Genomic DNA, 18,081 nt, shown 5'->3' with positions numbered 1-18,081 from the left:
AAGTCAGCGGTGCGAGACCCTAGCGACGACGGCGTCACCAATCATCTGCAGAATTTGTACGAGGACCAGCAGCAGAACTACGGTCACCACCATGACATCCGTCTGGAACCGCTGATAGCCGAAGCGGATCGCGAGGTCGCCGAGGCCACCCGCGCCGACTACGCCCGCCATGGCGGTGTAGCTGACGAGCGCGATGGCCGTGACCGTGGCGCCGGCGATGATGCCAGGCATGGCCTCGGGCAGAAGCGCACGGGTCACGATCTGGAAGGTCGAACCGCCCATGGCCTGGGTCGCCTCGACCACGCCCTTGTCCACTTCGCGCAGAGCGGTCTCGACCAGGCGCGCATAGAAGGGCGCGGCCCCGACGACCAGCGGCGGAATGGCGCCGGCGACGCCCAGCGAGGTCCCGACCAGCAGCACCGTCACCGGCAACATGACGATCAGCAGGATGATGAAGGGCACCGACCTCAGGATGTTGACCACCAGCGACAGCACGGCGTTCAGCACCGGATTGGCCGCCAACCGCCCCTTGCCGGACAGATAGAGCAGGACGCCCAGAGGCACGCCGAACACGACTGTCAGGGCCATGGACCCGAACAGCATCAGCAGGGTGTCGCGCGTCGCCCGCGCAATCTCCGGCCAGTCGATGTTTGTGAAAAAATCCATGCCCCTACTCCGTCATCCTCGGGCTTGACCCGAGGATCGGATTATCCGCCTGTCTATGCGACCGGCCTGACGCACAGTTCGCTGAGCGTCCGATCCTCGGGTCAAGCCCGAGGATGACGGCATGGAGTGGCGCAGTCACGAGAGCGCCTCCACCACCACGCCCCGCGCGGTCAGTTGCGCCGTCGCGGCGTCGGCGTCGCCGCCGGTGAAGGCCACGACCATCTGGCCATAGGGTTCGCCCCGGATGCGGCTGATGCGACCGGACAGGATGGAATAGTCGACGCCGGTCGTGCGGGCCACGCGGCTCAGCTCCGGCTCATAGGTCGAGCCGCCCCGGAAGGTCAGTTTGGCCAGCCGTCCGCCGGCGGGCACGACCGAGGCGTCATACCCCTCCCCGTCCTCGCCCTCGGCCAGCATGGCGCGGGTCACAGGCGACTGCGGGTGCAGGAAGACATCGGCCGTCGCCCCCTCCTCCACGATCCGCCCATCCTTCAAGACGGCGACGCGGTCGCAGACCCGGCGCACCACCTCCATCTGATGGGTGATCAGGACGATAGTCAGGCCCAGTTCGCGGTTCAGTCCGTCCAGCAGGGTCAGGATCTCGTCGGTCGTCTCGGGATCCAGCGCGCTGGTCGCCTCGTCGCACAGCAGAACCTCCGGACCGCAAGCCAGGGCGCGGGCGATGCCGACCCGCTGCTTCTGACCGCCCGACAGCTGGGCCGGATGCTTCTTCGCGTGTTCGGCCAAGCCCAGCCGGTCCAGCAGTTCTGCGGTCCGCGCCTCGATCTCGGCGGTGGGGCGGCCTTCCAGCTTCAGCGGGAAGGCGACGTTCTCGGCGATGGTCTTGGAGTTCAGCAGGTTGAAATGCTGGAAGATCATGCCGATCCGGCGACGCGCGGCGCGCAGTTCGGCCGGCTTCATCGCCGTGATGTCCTGACCGCCGACGACGACACGCCCGCCGTCCGGGGTCTCCAGCCGGTTGATTGTGCGGATCAGGGTCGACTTGCCGGCGCCCGATCGACCGACCACCCCGAACACCTGGCCCTTGGCTACATGCAGGTCGACGGCGTCCAGCGCCACGCGCTCACCCGCCGCGCTGCGGTAGCGCTTGGTCACCCCCTCGAGACGGATCATGTCAGTCGGCGTCCAGGGCGGCGGCCGGGATGATGGTGACGCTCTCGCCGCAGCCACAGGCGTCCGTCTCGTTCGGATTGCGGAAGACGAATTTGGACGACAGCTTGGACGTCTCGAAATCGATCTCCGACCCGATCAGGAACAGCACCGCCTTGGGCTCGATCAGGATGGTGACGCCCTTGTCCTCGACCACCTCGTCCAGCGGAGCGATCTCCTCGGCGTAGGCGAAGGTGTATTCCTGACCGGCGCAGCCGCCGTTCTTCACCCCGACGCGCAGACCCACATAGGACTTCTCCGCATTGGCCATGATCTCGCCGACGCGGGCGGCGGCGGCCTCGGTCAGGGTCACCACCTTGGGGCGCGGGCGGCGGGGGCGGGTCGTGGTCTGAAGCTCGGTCATCGCGTCCTCAGAACATGTTCAGGGCCAGTTTGGCCTCGTCGCTCATCTTCGACGAATCCCACGGCGGGTCGAACACCAGGTTGGCGCGGGCGGACTTGATCCCATCCACCTTCATCACCGCATCCTCGATCCAGCCGGGCATCTCGCCGGCCACCGGGCAGCCGGGCGCGGTCAGGGTCATGTCGATGACCACGTCGCGATCGTCCGACAGATCGACCTTGTAGATCAGGCCCAGCTCATAGATGTCGACCGGGATTTCCGGGTCGTAGACGGTCTTCAGCGCCGCGATCAGGTCGTCGGTCAGCCGGTCGAGTTCGGCCTGAGGCAGGGCCGTCTTCTGGGGTTCGTCCCAGGCTTCGGCGAAGGTTTCGCTCGTGCTGATAGGCCGGTCCGTCATCTCACTCACACGAAGAATTCCCGCGCCTTGATCAGCGCGTCGGTGAAGGCATCTGCATCCTCCACGGTGTTATATAGGGCGAAGCTGGCTCGCGCGCTCGACGTCACGCCAAACCTTTTTGCCAGGGGCTCAGCGCAGTGGGTCCCGGCCCGGACGGCGACGCCGTAACGGTCCAGAATCTGGGCCACGTCGTGGGCGTGGGCGCCTTCGACGGTGAAGGTCAGGATCGCGCCCTTCCCTTCCGCCTCGCCGATGATCCGCAGCCAGTTCAGACCCGACAGACGGTCCACGACCCGGTCGTACAGCGCCTTCTCATGCGCCGCGACGGCCGTCCGGTCGAAGCCCATGAACCAGTCCAGCGCCGCGCCCAGACCGATGGCCTCCAGAATGGGCGGCGTGCCCGCCTCGAACCGGTGCGGCACGGCGGCGTAGGTCACGCGCTCCTCCGTCACCGTACCGATCATCTCGCCCCCGCCCTGATACGGCGGCAGGGCCTCCAGCGCGGCGCGCTTGCCGTAGAGGCCGCCGATGCCGGTCGGGCCATACAGCTTGTGGCCGGTGAAGACGTAGAAGTCGCAATCCAGCGCCTGAACGTCGGGCGCGCAGTGGACCGCCCCCTGACAGCCGTCGACCAGCACGAGCGCGCCCGCCGCATGGGCCAGGTCGGCGACGGCGCGGACGTCGTTGATCGTGCCCAGCACGTTCGACATCTGGGTGACCGCGACCAGTTTCGTCCTCGGTCCGATCAGGGCGGCGAGGCCGGCCATGTCCAGCGAGCCGTCGTCCAGCACGGGCACCCATTTCAGCATCACGCCCAGCCTGTCGCGCAGCATGGACCAAGGCACGATGTTGGCGTGGTGCTCCATCTGGGTGACGACGATTTCGTCGCCGGATTTCAATGATTGACCAAGTCCGGCCGCGACAAGGTTGATCGCCTCGGTCCCGCCCTTGGTCCAGACGATCTGTTCGGCGCTCTCGGCGTTCAGGAAGCGGGCGACGGTTTCGCGCGCCGCCTCGAAGGCTTCGGTCGTCTCGTTGGCCAGGGTGTGCAGGCCGCGATGGACGTTGGAATAGCTCCCCTCCATCGCCCCTGTCAGGGCGTCGATGACCGCACGCGGCTTCTGGGCCGAGGCGGCGCTGTCCAGATAGACCAGAGGCTTGCCGTTCACCGTCCGCGACAGGATCGGGAACTGGGCGCGCGCGGCGTAGGGGTCGAAGCGGCTCAGAGTCGATCCGTCAGCCATGACCGGACCACCTCCCGCGCGTCTTCGTGGTCGATGCGGTCGACCACCTCGAACAGGAAGGCCTGGGTCAGAAGCGCCCTCGCCTCGTCCGCCGGAATGCCGCGCTGCTGCATGTAGAACAGGGCCGACTCGTCCAGATTGCCGATCGTATTGCCGTGCGCGCACTGCACGTCGTCGGCATAGATCTCCAGCTCCGGCTTGGTGTCGATCTCGGCCCTTTCGCCGAGAATGAGCGCGTGGTGGCCCATGCGGGCGTCCGTACCGTCCGCGCCGCGTTCGACGACGATCTTGCCCTGGAACACGCCGCGCGCGGTGTCGGAGGCGACGCCCTTGGTCAGTTGCGAGGTGACGCCGCCCTCGCCCTCGTGGCGGACCACGCTGGTCAGGTCCGACTGGCGCGATCCCGACAGGGCGTAGAGGCCGTCGATGCGGACGTCGGCGCCCTCCCCGCCGTGAGCGAGGGTTGTGGTCTGGCGCTGCAGTTTCGCGCCCGTCGTGATGGTCGTCTGACGATAGGTCCCGCCTTTCGCCACCTTCACATCGATGTCGGTGATGGAGATGGCGTCCTCGGGCTCTTCGACCAGCACGATGCGGGTCACCTCGGCGCCCGAGGCCACGTCGATGTCGAGCCTGTTGTGGGCGACATAGGCCGAGCCGGACCCCTCATGGGTTTCCAGCAGAAGCAGCTTCGCGCCCGGACGCGCCACGACGCGGGCCGAGGCGGTGTGGCCCGTCTCCGTGGCCTGCGAAATGAAGCGCAGACGCAGGGTCTGTTCGCCCGAGGCGATGAAGTCGGTGACGCCGAGCGGACGGCCGTTGGCGAAGACGATCGCCTCCCCGCCCAGGTCGTAGAACGGTCCCGGCGGACCGACCGCCGTCGTCGGCGACGGCTCAGGCGCCTCGCGCAGATATCGGCGCAGGTCGCTGTATTTCCACGCCTCCACCCTCCGTGACGGGAAGGTCGAGGCGTCGGTCAGGTCGATCCTGGGCTGGATGGTCACGCGGCGACCGGCAGGTATTTGTCGTACCCTTCCGCCTCCAGCTGCAGCGCCAATTCCGGGCCGCCCGAGGCGACGATGCGGCCGGCGGCCAGCACATGGACCCGGTCCGGTTTGATGTAGTCGAGCAGGCGCTGATAGTGGGTGATGACCAGCATCGAGCGGTCCTCGCGGCGGAGCGCATTCACCCCCTCGGACACGATCCGCAGGGCGTCGATGTCCAGGCCGGAATCGGTCTCGTCGAGGATCAGCAGCGACGGCTCCAGCAGGGCCATCTGCAGGATTTCCATCCGCTTCTTCTCGCCGCCGGAAAAGCCGACGTTCAGCGGCCGCTTCAGCATGTCGAAGTCCATCTTCAGCGCCCTGGACGCCGCGCGGACCAGCTTCAGGAAGTCGGGCGCCGAGACCTCGTCCTCGCCGCGCGCGCGACGCTGGGCGTTCAGGGCCGTGCGCACGAAGGTCAGGGCCGGCACGCCGGGGATTTCGATCGGATACTGGAAGGACAGGAAGACGCCCCTGGCCGCCCGTTCGGCCGGCTCCAGACCCAGCAGGTCCTGGCCGTTCCACTCGACGGCGCCCTCGGTCGCCTCGTAGCCCGGCCGGCCCGACAGGGCGTAGCCCAGCGTCGACTTGCCCGCCCCGTTCGGCCCCATGATAGCGTGCACTTCGCCGGCGGGAACGTCGAGCGTCAGCCCCTTGAGGATCGGCTTGTCGCCGACGGAAACGTGGAGGTTGGAGATGGAGAGCATGTGGTTCTAGGCGTCCGTGTCGTCTTGTCTGGATTGCATGCGCGGGTCGCGCAGCGATGAAATGTCGATGCCGTCCGGCGTGACGCGATAGACGAACACCTTGTGCCAGTCCGAAACGCTGAACTCACGCTCGCCTTCAACGGAGCCAGGCCTGCCGAGGAAGGGACGTCGCGCCAGCAATCTCGATATGGACTGGATTTCGCTGGCGGAGCGCGCGGCGGCGTCGGGGTTGCGCTGTTTCAGATAGGCAATCAGATCCTCGAATTCCTGCGTGGCCCTCGCCGACCAGATAGCCTTCGCCATCAGCGCAATAGGGCGTCGATCCGCGCCTCTACCTGCTCCTGGGTGAACGCCTCGCCGCGATCGATCTGGGCGAACCCTTCTTCGATCTCGGCGCGATCTTCCTTGGTCCACGCGTTGAGAGGCGGCGGCCCGCGGTCGGCATAGTCGAGCGCTGCCGAAGCAATCAGATTCTCGATCGTATCGCCGGTCTTCTCGGCCATGCGTCGCAAACGATCGACGATCTCCTGATCCAGCTCGATGTCGTAGGTTTGCATGGCAGGCTTACGAACGGCGGTCATGAAGTCCTCCTGCCAGAAGTCATAGCACGTCTCGCTCCGTTCGGCCCCATGACGGCATGGACCTCGCCCGCCGGCACTTCGAGCGACAGGCCCTTGAGGATCGGCTTGTCGCCGACGGAGACGTGGAGGTTGGAGATGGAGAGCATCAAACGTCAGACATAGAAGAGGGATCGAAATTGTTCACGTGCTCCCGCAGATGCCGGACACACATGTCGTAAACGCCAGCCTGCTCACGAGTGAAGTGGCCACCAATGCGTTGCGCTTGATCAAAGCAAGTCGCGTATTGCCCTAACGAAGCGCCGTGGAGTTGATCTACTCCAAACCGGGAAAGTTGATCCTGAAGCCAAGCCATGAAGAGGTAGAACTCGACTTCCCTTCGATGATGATAGCTGAGGCCGCCAGCGTAAGACTCCACAAGAGCCACAACCTGTTGAGCTCGCTCGGCCGTATCGGGGCTTAGCTTATCGCGTAGCTTCTTGTCCGGCGGATCGAAGAAGCCCATCACCCCACGCTCCCTTCCAGGCTGATCGCCACCAGCTTCTGCGCCTCGACGGCGAACTCCATCGGCAGTTTCTGCATCACGTCGCGGACGAAACCGTTGACCAGAAGGGCCACCGCCTCCTCCTGCGACAGGCCGCGCTGCTGGGCGTAGAAGAGCTGGTCGTCCGACAGGCGGGTCGTCGTCGCCTCGTGCTCCAGCTGGGCCGAGCCGTTGCGCGCCTCGATATAGGGCACGGTGTGGGAGCCGCAGTCCTTGCCGATCAGCAGGCTGTCGCACTGGGTGAAGTTGCGCACCCCCGTCGCCTTCGGATGCACCGAGACCAGGCCGCGATAGGTCGAGTCCGACTTTCCGGCCGAAACCGCCTTGGCGATGATCCGGCTCTTCGAGTTCTTGCCCAGGTGGATCATCTTGGTGCCGGTGTCGGCCTGCTGATGTCCGTTGGTGATGGCGATGGAATAGAACTCGCCCGAGCTCTCCTCGCCCTTGAGGATGCAGGACGGGTATTTCCAGGTGACGGCCGAGCCGGTCTCGACCTGGGTCCAGGACACTTTCGACCGGTCGCCGCGGCAGTCGGCGCGCTTGGTGACGAAGTTGTAGATGCCGCCCTTGCCTTCGGCGTCGCCGGGATACCAGTTCTGGACGGTCGAGTATTTCACCTCGGCGTCGTCCAGGGCGACGATCTCGACCACGGCCGCGTGCAGCTGGTTCTCGTCGCGCATCGGAGCCGTGCAGCCCTCCAGATACGAGACGTAGCTGCCCTTGTCGGCGATGATCAGGGTGCGTTCGAACTGGCCGGTCTGGCTCGCATTGATGCGGAAATAGGTCGACAGCTCCATCGGGCAGCGCACGCCCGGCGGGATGTAGACGAACGACCCGTCCGAGAAGACCGCCGAATTCAGGGCCGCGAAATAGTTGTCCGAGACCGGCACGACCGACCCCAGATATTGCCGCACCAGATCAGGATATTCGCGCAAAGCCTCGGAAATCGGCATGAAAATCACGCCCGCCTTGGCCAGCTCCTCCTTGAAGGTGGTGACGACGCTGACCGAGTCGAACACGGCGTCCACGGCCACGCGCGGCGCGCCCTGAACGCCTGCCAGAACCTCCTGCTCCTTCAGCGGGATACCCAGCTTGGCGTAGACTTCCAGCAGTTCCGGATCGACCTCGTCGAGGGACTTCGGCCCCTCCTTGGTCTTGGGCGCGGCGTAGTAGAACAGGTCCTGATAGTCGACGGGCTCGTACTTCACCGCCGCCCAGGTCGGCTCCTCCATCGCCAGCCACCGCTCATAGGCGGCCAGGCGCCACTCCAGCATCCATTCCGGCTCGCCCTTCTTCTCGGAGATGAAGCGCACGATGTCGGCGTTCAGACCCTTGGGGGCGAACTCCTGCTCGATGTCCGAGGTGAAGCCGTGCGCGTACTTTTCCAGCGCGGCGACGGCGTCGATGGTTTCCTGAACGGCGGCCATGATTTCTTACGCAACTTCCTTCGCGCGCTCGGCGGCGCGCGACTTCTGCCGATCCCAGGCCTTCACCCAGGCTTCGGCGAACTTGATCCAGTCCCCCTCCGTCGTGCCCCAGCCGCCAGAGACGCGCACGCCGCCGGTGGCCAGATCCATACGGCCCATGGCCACGATGGCGCGGCTGGGCTTGGTCTTGCCGGACGAACAGGCGCTGCCGGCCGAGACCATTACGCCGTCCAGATCCAGCACGATCAGCTGCTGCGGGCTGTCCCAGCCGGGCACGGACAGGAACAGGGTGTTGGGCAGACGCGGCGCGCCCTTGCCCAGGATGGTCGCTCCGGCCGACTCCACGGCCGCCTCCGCCGCATCGCGCCAGGCCCTGTGCGCCTCGGCCTTGGGCAGGTCGCGCTGGGCGCAATCGGCCGCGACGCCGAAGCCCGCGATGCCCGGCACGTTCTCGGTCCCGGCGCGCAGGCCGCGCTCCTGACCCGCGCCGTGCAGGATGCGCACCGCCGACGATCCCTCGCCCAGCACCAGGGCGCCCACGCCCTGCGGCCCGCCCAGCTTGTGCGCGGACAGGGTCAGGCTGTCGGCGCCCAGGGTCCGCATGTCGACCGGGATCTTGCCCGCCGACTGGATGGCGTCGACGTGCAGCCAGCCCTTGGCCGCCCGCACCAGACGCGCGGCCTCGGCGATCGGCTGGATGACGCCGCTTTCGTTGTTGGCATGATGGATGGCCACCACGGCCCGGCCGCCGGTCTGGTTCAGCAACTGGCCCAGCTTGACCAGGTCGATGACGCCCTTGGCGTCCACCGGCAGCGGCTTGACCGTCTTGCCGGACGCCATCGCCGCCTCGATTACGCAGGGATGTTCCGTGGCGCAGACGATCAGCCGCTCGCAGCCCGCCGCGATGGCGCTCTGCAGTCCTTGCGCGTTCGCCTCCGTTCCGCCCGAGGTGAAGACGACGGCCGTCGGATCGGCGCCGACCAGTTCGGCCACCTTGGCGCGCGCCGTCTCGACCCGCGCCCGCGCGCGCCGACCGGCCGCGTGGACCGCCGACGGATTGCCGTTGTCGGCCAGGGCCTCGGCCATGACCGCCAGAACCTCGGGCCGCACCAGGGCGGAGGCGTTATAGTCCAGATAGACGCCGCTCACGCCGCCACTCCCACTTCCGAAGACGCGGGCCGGGCCGTCCGCTTGGCGATCACGTCTTCCAGCGACACGCTGGCCAGATAGCGGTGGATCTCCTCGCCCAGATCCTCCCACAGGTCGTGGGTGATGCAGCGTTCGCCCTTCAACATGCAGCCGCGCGGCGTGCCGTGGGCGGCGCAACGGGTCGCGCGGATCGGCTCATCGACCGCCAGGACGATTTCGGACACCACGGTTTCGCCGGCGGTCTTGGCCAGTCGATAGCCGCCGCCCGGACCGCGCACGCTGCGCACCAGACCGCTCTTTCTCAGGCGGGCGAAAAGCTGTTCCAGATAACTCAATGAAATCTCTTGGCGTGTGGCGATTTCGGCCAGGGACACGGCGCGGCCTTCGCCGCTTTCCGACCGGCCGTGGCGGGCCAGATCGGCCATCGCCATCACGGCGTATCGTCCCTTGGTCGACAGTCGCATCGCCCATCCTCAAAAATCGCGCGCTTTTCAGGGGTCTTGTGCTATGACCCGCCGCTTCGCGAGGCGGCCGAACGCAAGCGGGACTTAGAAAGTCCTACCCCTGCGGTCAAGTATTCCGGCGGCCCGAAATGACAGTTGAACGGATTCCAGAGCCCTATGCCTGAAGTCATCCTGCCCGGCGCCTCCGGTCGCATCGAAGGCCGCTATTCCCCCGGCAAGCGCGCCAATGCGCCCATCGCCCTGATCCTGCACCCCCACCCCAAGGCGGGCGGGCATATGAACAACCCGGTGGCGGTGACGCTCTACCAGCTGTTCGTGAAGCGTGGCTTCGCGACCCTGCGCTACAACTCGCGCGGCGTCGGCAAGTCGCAGGGCGAGTTCGACTCGGGCATCGGCGAACTGGCCGACGCGGCTACCGCGCTGGACTGGCTCCAGGCCAACAACCCCGCCGCCACCCAGACCTGGGTCGCCGGCTATCAGTTCGGCGCCTATATCGGCATGCAGCTTCTGATGCGCCGCCCGGAGACGGACGGCTTCATCTCGGTCTCGCCGCCGTCGAACATGTACGATTTCAGCTTCCTGGCGCCCTGCCCGGCCTCCGGCCTGTTCCTGCACGGCACGGCCGACAGCATCGTGCCGCCGGTCGAGGTCGAGCGCGTGGTCAACAAGCTGCGCACCCAGAAGGGCATCGTCATCGACTATGAGCTGGAGGACGGCGCCAGCCACTTCTGGCAGGACCACATCGACGCCGTCGACCGCCGCGTCGGCGCCTATCTGGACAAGCGTCTGGAAGAAAAGCCGGCCTGATCAGCAGAAGCCGGGCGGATTGGCGATGTACGGCGCCATCTGCTCGGCCAGGGGTTCGATACCGAGGGCGGCGCGGCGCGCATCGACGTTCGCCTCGTCCTCGATCTCGCCCGTCGACCAGACATTGGTCCCGTACCGACATCCGACCTGGGTGCCGTAGTACTGCGGCTTCTCCTCCGCCTGCCTCAGCCGGTCGAACATCTGGGCATACTCCAGCCCGCCGATCTCACCGGTCGCGACCAATGGTTCGAGTGCCGGCAAGAACCGCCGCCACAGGTCGGGATTGCTATGCTGGACGATCAGGAAGGCCGCCCTGGAGGCCTCGGGGCCATAGCGGTTGCGCGTGAACCAGCCTTCCGACGGAACCATACCCAGAAGAGCCGTCTGGTTCTCGCGATCCAGAGCCTCCACCGCATCCCAGACGGATCGTCGCAGCAGCGGCCGCTCCTCTCGCGGCAGGCTGGACATGAAGGCCTGCATCGCCGTCCGCGCCGCCTGGTCCGCCTCGCCCATCCGGATCAGCCTGTCACTGTCGTTCGCCGCGGGCGGCAGCGCCGCCTGACGCGCCCGCTCCGCCGCCATGGCGTCCGTGACCGGCGCGATGCGTGTGGAGATTTCCTCGGCGGACATCGTCACGGCTGGCGACTGCGCCTGCCCCATCATCGGAGCCGTCGAGACGAGCAGGACGGCGAGCAAGGCGATCGGCGACATGATCAATCCTCCTGACAGGCGGGGTAGCGGGCGAAGTTCGTCTCATACTCCGCTAGAGTCTGCATGAAGCCCATCGCCTGGCGTCGAGCGTCGGCGTTCTCCGGGTATTCCAGATTCGCATAGTCGATGGCCCAGCGCCCGCCGATACAGGCCATCTGAGTGCCGTAACGCTGGGGGCGACCCTCGTTGATCGCCAGCCGGTCGTACATCAGACCATAGCTCTGTCCCTCGACCTCTCCGGTCGCGACCAGCGGCTCCAGAACCGGCACGAACCGACGCCAGTGCTCCAGCTCGGAGTGCTGAACGATCAGGAACGCCGCGCCCGCGCCCTGACGGCCATAGACCGACTGCAGGAACCATCCCTTGGACGGGACCATCTTCAGCAGCTTGGACATCAGCCGCCGGTCCACGGCGCTGACCGGCTCCCACAACGCCGCGTTGGCCGCCGTCTGTTGCTCGGTCGGCAGGTCGTTCAGGTCGATGGCGGTCAGGGCGCGCCGCCCGACCTGATCCATCGCCCCCATCCGGTCCAGCCGTTCGGCGTCGTTCCTGGGCCTCGGCAGGACCGCCTGACGCGCGAGCTCCGCGTCGATGGCCTGCTGAACCGGTGCGATCCGCGCCTGCACCTCCGGGCTCAGATCCTGCGACGCCAACGCCGCCGCCAACATCATTCCGATCATTCATTCCCCCTGCCCGGACGCTGACCGGCGATTGTGGCGGGCCGGAGGCCGCAACCGTCAGGCGACAGGTGCCCGATCGGCCTTCGCCCGCGTCCGCCACAGCGAATAGACCACCCCGCCGGTCAGGATCAGGGCCGTGACGCTCAGCGACACCGCTGGAGGGATCTTCTCCAGGCCCAGAAGCGGCGCGGCGAACACCTTGCCGCCGATAAAGACAAGCAACAGGGCCAGCGCCTGCTTCAGGTGGGCGAAGCGGTGGATCACCGCCGCCAGGGCGAAATAGAGCGCGCGCAGGCCCAGGATGGCGAAAATGTTGGACGTGTAGACGATGTAGGGATCGGTCGTGATCGCGAAGATCGCCGGCACCGAGTCCACCGCGAACACAACGTCCGCCAGCTCGATCGCCACAAGGGCCAGGAAAAGGGGCGTGGCGTGCAGCACATGTTTGCCGCTGGCCGTCGTCTCCCGCGCGAAGAAGGCGTGGCCGTGCAGGTCCTGGGTCACCGGGATGCGCCGCCTCAGCCAGTTCAGCATCCTGTTGTCGGCGATCTCCGTCTCGCTCTGATGCTTGCTGAAGAACATCCGCAAGCCCGTCAGGACCAGGAAGCCGGCGAAGATGTAGAGCACCCACTCGTAGCGGCTGACCAGGGCAGCCCCGCCCGCGATCATGATGGCGCGCAGCACGATGACGCCCAGGATGCCCCAGAACAGGACCCGGTGCTGATAGATGCGCGGGATCGAAAAGGCGCTGAAGATCAAGGCGATGACGAAGACATTGTCCATCGCCAGGCTCTTCTCGATGAAGAAGCCGGTGACGTATTCCAGCCCGCGCTCGGACCCCAGTCGCCACCAGACGAAGCCGCCGAAGGCCAGGGCGATGGCGATATACATGGCCGACATCGTCAGGCTCTCGCGCACCCCGATCTCGTGGTCGCGACGGTTCAGCACGCCGAGGTCCAGCACCAGCAGGGCCAGCACCACGCTCATGAAGCCGACCCACATCCAGATCGGCTGTCCCAGCCATAGCTCCGTCATGTGATCCTCCGCGCTCCGGTCCGAATGGACGACAGCAACGACGCCGTTCGGCTACGGTTGCCAGATCGGACGGAAGGTCGCAGCGCGTCGGAATGGCGCAGGGTTCTTGGGTTCACTGACGACGATCCGCTCGAGGGCGTGCCCCGGTCGACCTTCGACCTGACCGCCGTCCGGACCCCGCCGTCCATGCCCGGCGCTCAAGTCGACTTCGGCCTCAACTTCGGCTTGAACGATGACAGCCCGGACCTGGAGTTCGGCGTGGGCGTGGCGCGGCGGCTTTAGGCGTTCTGGCCCAAAGGCCAGACTCTCAGCGTCTTGTGCCGCGTCTCGCGCGGCGGGCTCGAAATGAGCTCGAACGCCTCGACCGGAACAAGGATTGGCCGGGGCAGTAGCGCCTCTGGAACCTCGAACCGCTTCTCGTAGACGAAAGTCGCGTGAGGCTTGAAGCCTGAACCCGGCTTGAAGAACTGACGGCGCAGTTCCAGCGCTAAAGCCTCGCGAAGATCGAAGAGCGGCCGAGGTGTCACATCGGCCGCCAGAACGACGGCGTCCGAGTTTCGGAAATGCATCAGCTTGGTGAGCGAAACCGTCGACGTCTGTCCCGCGACGCGGTCGCCGATCTCAAGGGCCGTCTGGATCACGGAGCCTTCCCAGCCGTAGTGCCCGATCTTGCACAACGTCAGATGAAGCACCTCCGATCGTCTCGGCACAGGCAGCCCATGTCGGCGACAGATCTCCGCCGCCACGGCCATGATCTCCTCGCAAACGTAGGGCGGCGGCCTCACCCCGAAGAAGAGGTTGGGCGAGTCTGGATTCTCGAGCGGAGGCGGCTGCGGCCCGCCGAGGTCGAACGACAGCTGGCTCAATAGATCAGATAGGCTTTGCGCGTCTCGACCCAGGCCGCCTCGTCCGGCCCGGCGACGGCGTCCAGATCGGCGGCGGTCGAGTTCGGATCGTCGACCCATTCGCGCAACGCCGGTCCACCATTGATCACGTCGATCGGCAGCTTCCCGAAGGCGTATTCATACGGGAAGTCCCGCCACAGGTCGTAGTCGGGATACAGCCGCCGGATCGCCTTGAACCCCAGCGCCTGAATCCGCCACGGGCGGAACTCGGCGTGATCGTAGTGCGGCCCTTCGACGTGGATCTGCACCCCCGAACACAGCTGGCCGACGTGTTTGTGGAAGGTCGGTTCGAACCACATCTCGCGCAGCACGCAGCCCTTCACCCACTCCGGCGCGAAGGCCTTCATCTCGGCGATCACGGCGCGGGCGTCGATGTCGGGCGCCCCGAACAGCTCCAGAGGCCGGGTCGTGCCCCGCCCTTCGGAGATCGTCGCCCCCTCGACCATCACCGTGCCCGGATAGGCGCGCGCCATCGACAGGTTGGGCGCATTGGGGCTGGGGTTGATCCAGGCGCGTTCGCCCAGCGGCCAGCCGAAGCCCGGCCCGGCCTCTGGGTCGTAGCCCTGCATCTCGATGACGCGATAGGCGACCTTCAGCTTGAAGTGGTCGATGAACCAGTGGCCCAACTCGCCCAGGGTCAGGCCGTGGCGCATCGGCATGGGGCCTGCGCCGACGAAGCTCTCCCAGCCCGCGACCAGGGTCGTCCCCTCCACCGGCCGCCCGGCGGGGTTCGGGCGATCCAGCACCCAGACCTCCTTGCCGTGCTCGGCCGAGGCCTCCAGCACGTACAGCAGGGTCGTGATGAAGGTGTAGATGCGGCAGCCCAGGTCCTGCAGGTCGATCAGGACGACATCGAACGTCTCCATCCATTCCGGCTTCGGCCGCCGCACCTCGCCATACAGGCTGAAGACGGGGAAGCCGTGGACGGGGTCCCGGTAGTCCGGGCTCTCCATCATATTGTCCTGCAGGTCGCCCTTCATCCCGTGCTGGGGACCGAAGGCCGCGGTGATGGTCACGCCCGCGCCGATCAGGGCGTCGATGGAATGGGTCAGGTCCGCCGTCACCGAGGCCGGATGCGCCACCAGCGCCACCCGCCGCCCCTTCAGCGCGGCCAGCAGTTCGGGCTCGGAAAGCAGGCGGTCGATGCCGAAGATCATGTGTATGTTGCCGCAGTAGCTTTCACCGTGAACGAGTCAGGGTGATGAAAATCGGGCTTATCCGAAGGATGAGCCAGCGCCCAATAGGTTTTCGCGCCATCCGGCGTTTCAATGACCGCCGACAGACCGATGGCCTCAATCAACGGCCACTCTGCCAAGTGGACGAACCCACTGAGTTCGAAGCCATCTTCGGCCGCTTTCATACGGAGGTCAGGGGGAGAGCTATCCAGGTTCGCCATGCCCTGGCGATAGCCATCGAAACTGTACGCGGCCCAATCTCCCGAAGGCGCCAGATTGAACTCGACATACCCGCCCTGTCGACGAAGAGCGAAAATCTCACAGCACGTATGACGCCAGAGCTCGTCCTTTCGAGTTGGCGCGTCGGTCTCCGGCAATACCACACCCGCTTCGAAACCTGACGCCTTGAACGCCACATGGACGGCTGCTCGCCCCTCCCAGTCCAGCACCACATCGACACGACCAGTGAGACCGGTTCCAGGGTAGGGCGCCAAAGAGAGTTCTAAGAGCATGGCCTACCGATACCCTGCCCCGCTCTCGCCTCCTAGCCTATCGGCGGCTGGGGCGGATGGGCCTCCAGAACCTTCAGCGCGGCGAAATACAGAACCGGCGGCGCGATCAGCGCCACGCCCCAGGCCCAGCCGTACCGCCGCCCTGCCAGAAGCGCCAACACGACGAGTATCACCCCGGCCATCACCGTCCCGATCAGGGTCATGGTCATCGACGAACTGTAGAGCCCATAGCGATCCTGAATGCGGATCATCGCGGCGGCGGCCATCCCGCCACCGACGATCATCAGGCCGAGGCCGTGGCGAAACCGTGGGGTCTTGAACCGGCGGCGCAGACGGTTCCGGCGTCGTGCGTCCGGCGTGGAGGTCTGATCCATGGACGGCCCCTTCACTTGACGGCCCCGCTCGACCGCCATACTGCAACGCCCATGTTCGCCACCCGTGCCCTGACCGGACTGTATTACCGCCCGTCGATCTGACGAGCGGCCGCGAACCCCTGCGCCGCATCTTGCCGGCGCGATATCCGAGACAAAGCGCCGGCCTCCCTGCTAACGGAGCCGACCATGACCGACCAAAGCTTCCAGTCCGACTTCCTCACGACGCTTCAGGCGCGCGGATACATCCATCAGATCACCCATCCGGCAGAGCTGGATGCGGCGGCGAAATCCGGCGTCGTCGCCGGCTACATCGGCTTTGACGCCACGGCGCCCTCGCTGCACGTCGGAAGCCTGATCCAGATCATGATGCTGCGTCGGCTGCAGCAGGCGGGCGGCAAGCCCATCGTCCTGATGGGCGGCGGCACGACCAAGGTCGGCGACCCGACCGGCAAGGACGCCTCGCGCCCCCAGCTGACCGACGAGACGATCCAGTCGAACATCGACACCATCAAGACGGTCTTCGCGAAATTCCTGACCTTCGGCGACGGCCCGACCGACGCGATCATGGTCAACAACGACGAGTGGCTGTCGACCTACGGCTACATCCAGTTCCTGCGCGATTTCGGCACCCAGTTCACGGTCAACCGTATGCTGGCCTTCGACTCGGTCAAGCTGCGGCTCGAGCGCGAGCAGCCGATGACCTTCCTCGAGTTCAACTACATGCTGATGCAGTCGGTGGACTTCCTGGAGCTGAACCGCAGCCTCAAGGTCACGCTCCAGATGGGTGGCTCGGACCAGTGGGGCAACATCGTCTCGGGCGTCGACCTGGTTCGTCGCGTGGACCAGAAGGCCGCCTTCGGCCTGACCACCCCACTCCTGACCACGGCGTCCGGCGGCAAGATGGGCAAGACGGCGCAGGGCGCGATCTGGCTGAACCCCGAACAGCTCAGCCCCTACGACTACTGGCAGTTCTGGCGGAACGCCGAGGACGCCGACGTCGGTCGCTTCATGCGCCTGTTCACCGACCTGTCGCTGGAGGAGATCGCCGGCTTCGAGGCCCTGGAAGGCGCCGCCATCAACGACGCCAAAAAGGCCCTGGCCGACGCGGCAACGACCCTGCTGCACGGGGCGGACGCGGCCGCCTCGGCCCGCGCGGCGGCCGAGAGCGCCTTTGAACAGGGAACCCTGTCCGCCGACCTGCCGACCATCGAACTGCCCGCGTCCGAGGTCATCGGCGCCATGCTGGCCGCCGTCGCGACCAGGGCGGGTCTGACGGCCTCCAACGGCGAGGCGCGTCGCCTGGCCCAGGGCGGCGGCCTGCGTCTGAACGACGAGGCCATCGCCGACGGCGCCCGCCTGATCGAGACTTCGGACGTCAACGCCGACGGCGTCATCAAGCTGGCGGCGGGCAAGAAGAAGCTCATGCTGGTCCGCCCCGTCTAACTCCGCTCATCCCCGCGAAAGCGGGGACCCAGTGCTTTCGTGAGGCACGGGTGCGCGGGATCGATCGCAGTGGCTGACCGGAACAGCCGGAGCGCCCACAGAACCGGGTCCCCGCTTTCGCGGGGATGAGCGGATAAGGAATGTCCATGACGGAAGTTGTTGAAGGCTCCAAAGCCCCCGCGTTCGACATCCCGGCCGACAACGGCGGCCGGGCGACCCTCGCTGGCCCCACCGTCGTCTTCTTCTATCCGAAGGCCGACACCCCCAGTTGCACCAACGAGGCCATCGACTTCTCGGCCCTGGTCTCCGACTTCACCGCCGCCGGGGTGACCGTCATCGGCATCTCGCGCGACCCGGTGAAGAAGCTCGACAAGTTCAAGACCAAGCACGACCTCAAGGTCGTGCTTGGCTCCGACGAGGACGGTGCGGTGACGGAGGCCTGGGGCGTCTGGGTGCTGAAGACCCTCTATGGCCGCGAATATATGGGCATCGAGCGCGCCACCTTCCTGATCGACGGCGCGGGCGTCGTGCGGAAGGTCTGGCGCCAGGTCCGGGTCAAAGGGCACGCCGAGGCCGTTCTGGACGCCGCGAAAGAGCTCTGATCCGACTTTCGTCAGTCATGTCCTCTGACTGAACAGTCTATCGGATTACGCCTGACGCGCGAATCTATCGCTCTGTAGATTCGTTTT

General features: G+C 66.3%; 24 protein-coding genes and 1 pseudogene. 4 read left to right on the top strand and 21 right to left on the bottom strand.

Annotated features, from left to right (window positions below):
- Nucleotides 1-3: 3 nt before the first annotated feature.
- The 14 genes and pseudogenes from ACETK8_RS09745 to ACETK8_RS09680 form a co-directional block, all read right to left on the bottom strand.
- Nucleotides 4-666, bottom strand: coding sequence for a methionine ABC transporter permease (locus ACETK8_RS09745; RefSeq protein WP_374039298.1), 663 nt, complete (start codon nucleotides 664-666; stop codon nucleotides 4-6).
- 135 nt (nucleotides 667-801) lie between these two features.
- Nucleotides 802-1,800 carry a methionine ABC transporter ATP-binding protein gene (locus tag ACETK8_RS09740; RefSeq protein WP_374039297.1) on the bottom strand — a complete coding sequence of 333 codons (999 nt, stop codon included), beginning with the start codon at nucleotides 1,798-1,800 and terminating at the stop codon, nucleotides 802-804.
- 1 nt (nucleotide 1,801) lies between these two features.
- Nucleotides 1,802-2,200: a HesB/IscA family protein gene (locus ACETK8_RS09735; RefSeq protein ID WP_374039296.1), complete on the bottom strand. Its 399-nt coding sequence runs from the start codon at nucleotides 2,198-2,200 to the stop codon at nucleotides 1,802-1,804.
- Between the two features lie 7 nt (nucleotides 2,201-2,207).
- The gene (locus ACETK8_RS09730; RefSeq protein ID WP_374039295.1) at nucleotides 2,208-2,597 is read right to left on the bottom strand and encodes an SUF system Fe-S cluster assembly protein; all 390 of its coding nucleotides are present in this window, start codon (nucleotides 2,595-2,597) and stop codon (nucleotides 2,208-2,210) included.
- A 5-nt stretch (nucleotides 2,598-2,602) separates the two neighbouring features.
- Nucleotides 2,603-3,841 carry an aminotransferase class V-fold PLP-dependent enzyme gene (locus ACETK8_RS09725; RefSeq protein ID WP_374039294.1) on the bottom strand — a complete coding sequence of 413 codons (1,239 nt, stop codon included), beginning with the start codon at nucleotides 3,839-3,841 and terminating at the stop codon, nucleotides 2,603-2,605.
- A complete protein-coding gene (gene sufD / locus ACETK8_RS09720) occupies nucleotides 3,820-4,842 on the bottom strand; it encodes a Fe-S cluster assembly protein SufD (protein ID WP_374039293.1) in 1,023 nt (340 codons plus the stop codon). The genes ACETK8_RS09725 and sufD overlap by 22 nt, the downstream gene beginning before the upstream one ends.
- Complete coding sequence (sufC, locus tag ACETK8_RS09715) at nucleotides 4,839-5,588, bottom strand: Fe-S cluster assembly ATPase SufC (protein ID WP_374039292.1); 750 nt, start codon at nucleotides 5,586-5,588, stop codon at nucleotides 4,839-4,841. The genes sufD and sufC (ACETK8_RS09715) overlap by 4 nt, the downstream gene beginning before the upstream one ends.
- A gap of 6 nt (nucleotides 5,589-5,594) precedes the next feature.
- Nucleotides 5,595-5,891 (bottom strand): type II toxin-antitoxin system RelE/ParE family toxin, encoded by a 297-nt coding sequence (locus tag ACETK8_RS09710; protein ID WP_374039291.1) that lies wholly within the window; start codon nucleotides 5,889-5,891, stop codon nucleotides 5,595-5,597.
- Nucleotides 5,891-6,169: a hypothetical protein gene (locus ACETK8_RS09705; protein WP_374039290.1), complete on the bottom strand. Its 279-nt coding sequence runs from the start codon at nucleotides 6,167-6,169 to the stop codon at nucleotides 5,891-5,893. The genes ACETK8_RS09710 and ACETK8_RS09705 overlap by 1 nt, the downstream gene beginning before the upstream one ends.
- Nucleotides 6,170-6,183: 14 nt before the next feature.
- Nucleotides 6,184-6,315: pseudogene (gene sufC / locus ACETK8_RS09700) on the bottom strand (Fe-S cluster assembly ATPase SufC); the annotation flags it as partial.
- Entirely contained in the window at nucleotides 6,315-6,671 is a 357-nt protein-coding gene (locus ACETK8_RS09695; RefSeq protein ID WP_374039289.1) for a hypothetical protein, read from the bottom strand. The pseudogene sufC (ACETK8_RS09700) and the gene ACETK8_RS09695, both read right to left, overlap by 1 nt.
- Nucleotides 6,671-8,137 carry a Fe-S cluster assembly protein SufB gene (sufB, locus tag ACETK8_RS09690; protein ID WP_374039288.1) on the bottom strand — a complete coding sequence of 489 codons (1,467 nt, stop codon included), beginning with the start codon at nucleotides 8,135-8,137 and terminating at the stop codon, nucleotides 6,671-6,673. Before sufB ends, ACETK8_RS09695 begins: the two co-directional genes overlap by 1 nt.
- A gap of 6 nt (nucleotides 8,138-8,143) precedes the next feature.
- A complete protein-coding gene (locus ACETK8_RS09685) occupies nucleotides 8,144-9,286 on the bottom strand; it encodes a cysteine desulfurase family protein (protein ID WP_374039287.1) in 1,143 nt (380 codons plus the stop codon).
- The gene (locus ACETK8_RS09680) at nucleotides 9,283-9,750 is read right to left on the bottom strand and encodes an Rrf2 family transcriptional regulator (RefSeq protein ID WP_374039286.1); all 468 of its coding nucleotides are present in this window, start codon (nucleotides 9,748-9,750) and stop codon (nucleotides 9,283-9,285) included. Before ACETK8_RS09680 ends, ACETK8_RS09685 begins: the two co-directional genes overlap by 4 nt.
- Nucleotides 9,751-9,906: 156 nt before the next feature.
- Between ACETK8_RS09680 and ACETK8_RS09675 the strand changes: the two genes are divergently transcribed.
- A complete protein-coding gene (locus ACETK8_RS09675) occupies nucleotides 9,907-10,557 on the top strand; it encodes an alpha/beta hydrolase (protein WP_374039285.1) in 651 nt (216 codons plus the stop codon).
- On the opposite strand, the gene ACETK8_RS09670 is transcribed toward ACETK8_RS09675, so the two are convergent.
- Genes ACETK8_RS09670 through ACETK8_RS09660 form a run of 3 tightly spaced genes read right to left on the bottom strand, consistent with a single transcriptional unit; the run spans nucleotide 10,558 to nucleotide 12,983 of the window.
- Entirely contained in the window at nucleotides 10,558-11,268 is a 711-nt protein-coding gene (locus ACETK8_RS09670; protein WP_374039284.1) for a DUF6624 domain-containing protein, read from the bottom strand.
- A gap of 2 nt (nucleotides 11,269-11,270) precedes the next feature.
- Nucleotides 11,271-11,948, bottom strand: a complete 678-nt coding sequence (locus ACETK8_RS09665; protein WP_374039283.1) for a DUF6624 domain-containing protein — start codon at nucleotides 11,946-11,948, stop codon at nucleotides 11,271-11,273.
- Between the two features lie 57 nt (nucleotides 11,949-12,005).
- Nucleotides 12,006-12,983 carry a TerC family protein gene (locus ACETK8_RS09660; protein ID WP_374039282.1) on the bottom strand — a complete coding sequence of 326 codons (978 nt, stop codon included), beginning with the start codon at nucleotides 12,981-12,983 and terminating at the stop codon, nucleotides 12,006-12,008.
- Nucleotides 12,984-13,007: 24 nt separating this feature from the next.
- Here ACETK8_RS09660 and ACETK8_RS09655 point away from each other — a divergent pair, with 24 nt between their 5' ends.
- A complete protein-coding gene (locus ACETK8_RS09655; protein WP_374039281.1) occupies nucleotides 13,008-13,265 on the top strand; it encodes a hypothetical protein in 258 nt (85 codons plus the stop codon).
- On the opposite strand, the gene ACETK8_RS09650 is transcribed toward ACETK8_RS09655, so the two are convergent.
- The 4 genes from ACETK8_RS09650 to ACETK8_RS09635 all read right to left on the bottom strand — a co-directional run bounded on the left by ACETK8_RS09650 (nucleotide 13,262) and on the right by ACETK8_RS09635 (nucleotide 15,949).
- Nucleotides 13,262-13,675, bottom strand: coding sequence for a 2'-5' RNA ligase family protein (locus tag ACETK8_RS09650; RefSeq protein WP_374039280.1), 414 nt, complete (start codon nucleotides 13,673-13,675; stop codon nucleotides 13,262-13,264). The genes ACETK8_RS09655 and ACETK8_RS09650 overlap by 4 nt on opposite strands.
- 170 nt (nucleotides 13,676-13,845) lie before the next feature.
- Entirely contained in the window at nucleotides 13,846-15,045 is a 1,200-nt protein-coding gene (locus tag ACETK8_RS09645) for an exo-beta-N-acetylmuramidase NamZ family protein (RefSeq protein ID WP_374039279.1), read from the bottom strand.
- The gene (locus ACETK8_RS09640; protein ID WP_374039278.1) at nucleotides 15,042-15,575 is read right to left on the bottom strand and encodes a DOMON-like domain-containing protein; all 534 of its coding nucleotides are present in this window, start codon (nucleotides 15,573-15,575) and stop codon (nucleotides 15,042-15,044) included. The genes ACETK8_RS09645 and ACETK8_RS09640 overlap by 4 nt, the downstream gene beginning before the upstream one ends.
- 32 nt (nucleotides 15,576-15,607) lie before the next feature.
- Nucleotides 15,608-15,949 (bottom strand): hypothetical protein, encoded by a 342-nt coding sequence (locus tag ACETK8_RS09635; RefSeq protein ID WP_374039277.1) that lies wholly within the window; start codon nucleotides 15,947-15,949, stop codon nucleotides 15,608-15,610.
- A 186-nt stretch (nucleotides 15,950-16,135) separates the two neighbouring features.
- Between ACETK8_RS09635 and tyrS the strand changes: the two genes are divergently transcribed.
- Nucleotides 16,136-17,392 (top strand): tyrosine--tRNA ligase, encoded by a 1,257-nt coding sequence (tyrS, locus tag ACETK8_RS09630; RefSeq protein WP_374039276.1) that lies wholly within the window; start codon nucleotides 16,136-16,138, stop codon nucleotides 17,390-17,392.
- Between the two features lie 146 nt (nucleotides 17,393-17,538).
- Entirely contained in the window at nucleotides 17,539-17,994 is a 456-nt protein-coding gene (locus ACETK8_RS09625; protein WP_374039275.1) for a peroxiredoxin, read from the top strand.
- The last annotated feature ends 87 nt before the right edge of the window (nucleotides 17,995-18,081 follow it).

The organism is Brevundimonas staleyi (assembly GCF_041893865.1).
Classification (GTDB): domain Bacteria; phylum Pseudomonadota; class Alphaproteobacteria; order Caulobacterales; family Caulobacteraceae; genus Brevundimonas; species Brevundimonas staleyi.
The sequence above is the reverse complement of the archived record's forward strand: the minus strand, read 5'-3'. Positions and strand labels throughout refer to the sequence as shown.

What these genes read in the sequence shown, in the direction of transcription:
- ACETK8_RS09680 (WP_374039286.1), bottom strand. Translation starts at nt 9,750, where the DNA reads ATGCGACTGTCGACCAAGGGACGATACGCCGTGATGGCGATGGCCGAT.
- ACETK8_RS09730 (WP_374039295.1), bottom strand. Translation starts at nt 2,597, where the DNA reads ATGACGGACCGGCCTATCAGCACGAGCGAAACCTTCGCCGAAGCCTGG.
- ACETK8_RS09695 (WP_374039289.1), bottom strand. Translation starts at nt 6,671, where the DNA reads ATGGGCTTCTTCGATCCGCCGGACAAGAAGCTACGCGATAAGCTAAGC.
- ACETK8_RS09660 (WP_374039282.1), bottom strand. Translation starts at nt 12,983, where the DNA reads ATGACGGAGCTATGGCTGGGACAGCCGATCTGGATGTGGGTCGGCTTC.
- ACETK8_RS09625 (WP_374039275.1), top strand. Translation starts at nt 17,539, where the DNA reads ATGACGGAAGTTGTTGAAGGCTCCAAAGCCCCCGCGTTCGACATCCCG.
- ACETK8_RS09665 (WP_374039283.1), bottom strand. Translation starts at nt 11,948, where the DNA reads ATGATCGGAATGATGTTGGCGGCGGCGTTGGCGTCGCAGGATCTGAGC.
- ACETK8_RS09640 (WP_374039278.1), bottom strand. Translation starts at nt 15,575, where the DNA reads ATGCTCTTAGAACTCTCTTTGGCGCCCTACCCTGGAACCGGTCTCACT.
- sufC (WP_374039292.1), bottom strand. Translation starts at nt 5,588, where the DNA reads ATGCTCTCCATCTCCAACCTCCACGTTTCCGTCGGCGACAAGCCGATC.
- ACETK8_RS09705 (WP_374039290.1), bottom strand. Translation starts at nt 6,169, where the DNA reads ATGACCGCCGTTCGTAAGCCTGCCATGCAAACCTACGACATCGAGCTG.
- sufB (WP_374039288.1), bottom strand. Translation starts at nt 8,137, where the DNA reads ATGGCCGCCGTTCAGGAAACCATCGACGCCGTCGCCGCGCTGGAAAAG.
- ACETK8_RS09710 (WP_374039291.1), bottom strand. Translation starts at nt 5,891, where the DNA reads ATGGCGAAGGCTATCTGGTCGGCGAGGGCCACGCAGGAATTCGAGGAT.
- ACETK8_RS09745 (WP_374039298.1), bottom strand. Translation starts at nt 666, where the DNA reads ATGGATTTTTTCACAAACATCGACTGGCCGGAGATTGCGCGGGCGACG.
- ACETK8_RS09670 (WP_374039284.1), bottom strand. Translation starts at nt 11,268, where the DNA reads ATGTCGCCGATCGCCTTGCTCGCCGTCCTGCTCGTCTCGACGGCTCCG.
- ACETK8_RS09735 (WP_374039296.1), bottom strand. Translation starts at nt 2,200, where the DNA reads ATGACCGAGCTTCAGACCACGACCCGCCCCCGCCGCCCGCGCCCCAAG.
- ACETK8_RS09675 (WP_374039285.1), top strand. Translation starts at nt 9,907, where the DNA reads ATGCCTGAAGTCATCCTGCCCGGCGCCTCCGGTCGCATCGAAGGCCGC.
- ACETK8_RS09655 (WP_374039281.1), top strand. Translation starts at nt 13,008, where the DNA reads ATGGACGACAGCAACGACGCCGTTCGGCTACGGTTGCCAGATCGGACG.
- tyrS (WP_374039276.1), top strand. Translation starts at nt 16,136, where the DNA reads ATGACCGACCAAAGCTTCCAGTCCGACTTCCTCACGACGCTTCAGGCG.
- ACETK8_RS09740 (WP_374039297.1), bottom strand. Translation starts at nt 1,800, where the DNA reads ATGATCCGTCTCGAGGGGGTGACCAAGCGCTACCGCAGCGCGGCGGGT.
- ACETK8_RS09635 (WP_374039277.1), bottom strand. Translation starts at nt 15,949, where the DNA reads ATGGATCAGACCTCCACGCCGGACGCACGACGCCGGAACCGTCTGCGC.
- ACETK8_RS09645 (WP_374039279.1), bottom strand. Translation starts at nt 15,045, where the DNA reads ATGATCTTCGGCATCGACCGCCTGCTTTCCGAGCCCGAACTGCTGGCC.
- ACETK8_RS09725 (WP_374039294.1), bottom strand. Translation starts at nt 3,841, where the DNA reads ATGGCTGACGGATCGACTCTGAGCCGCTTCGACCCCTACGCCGCGCGC.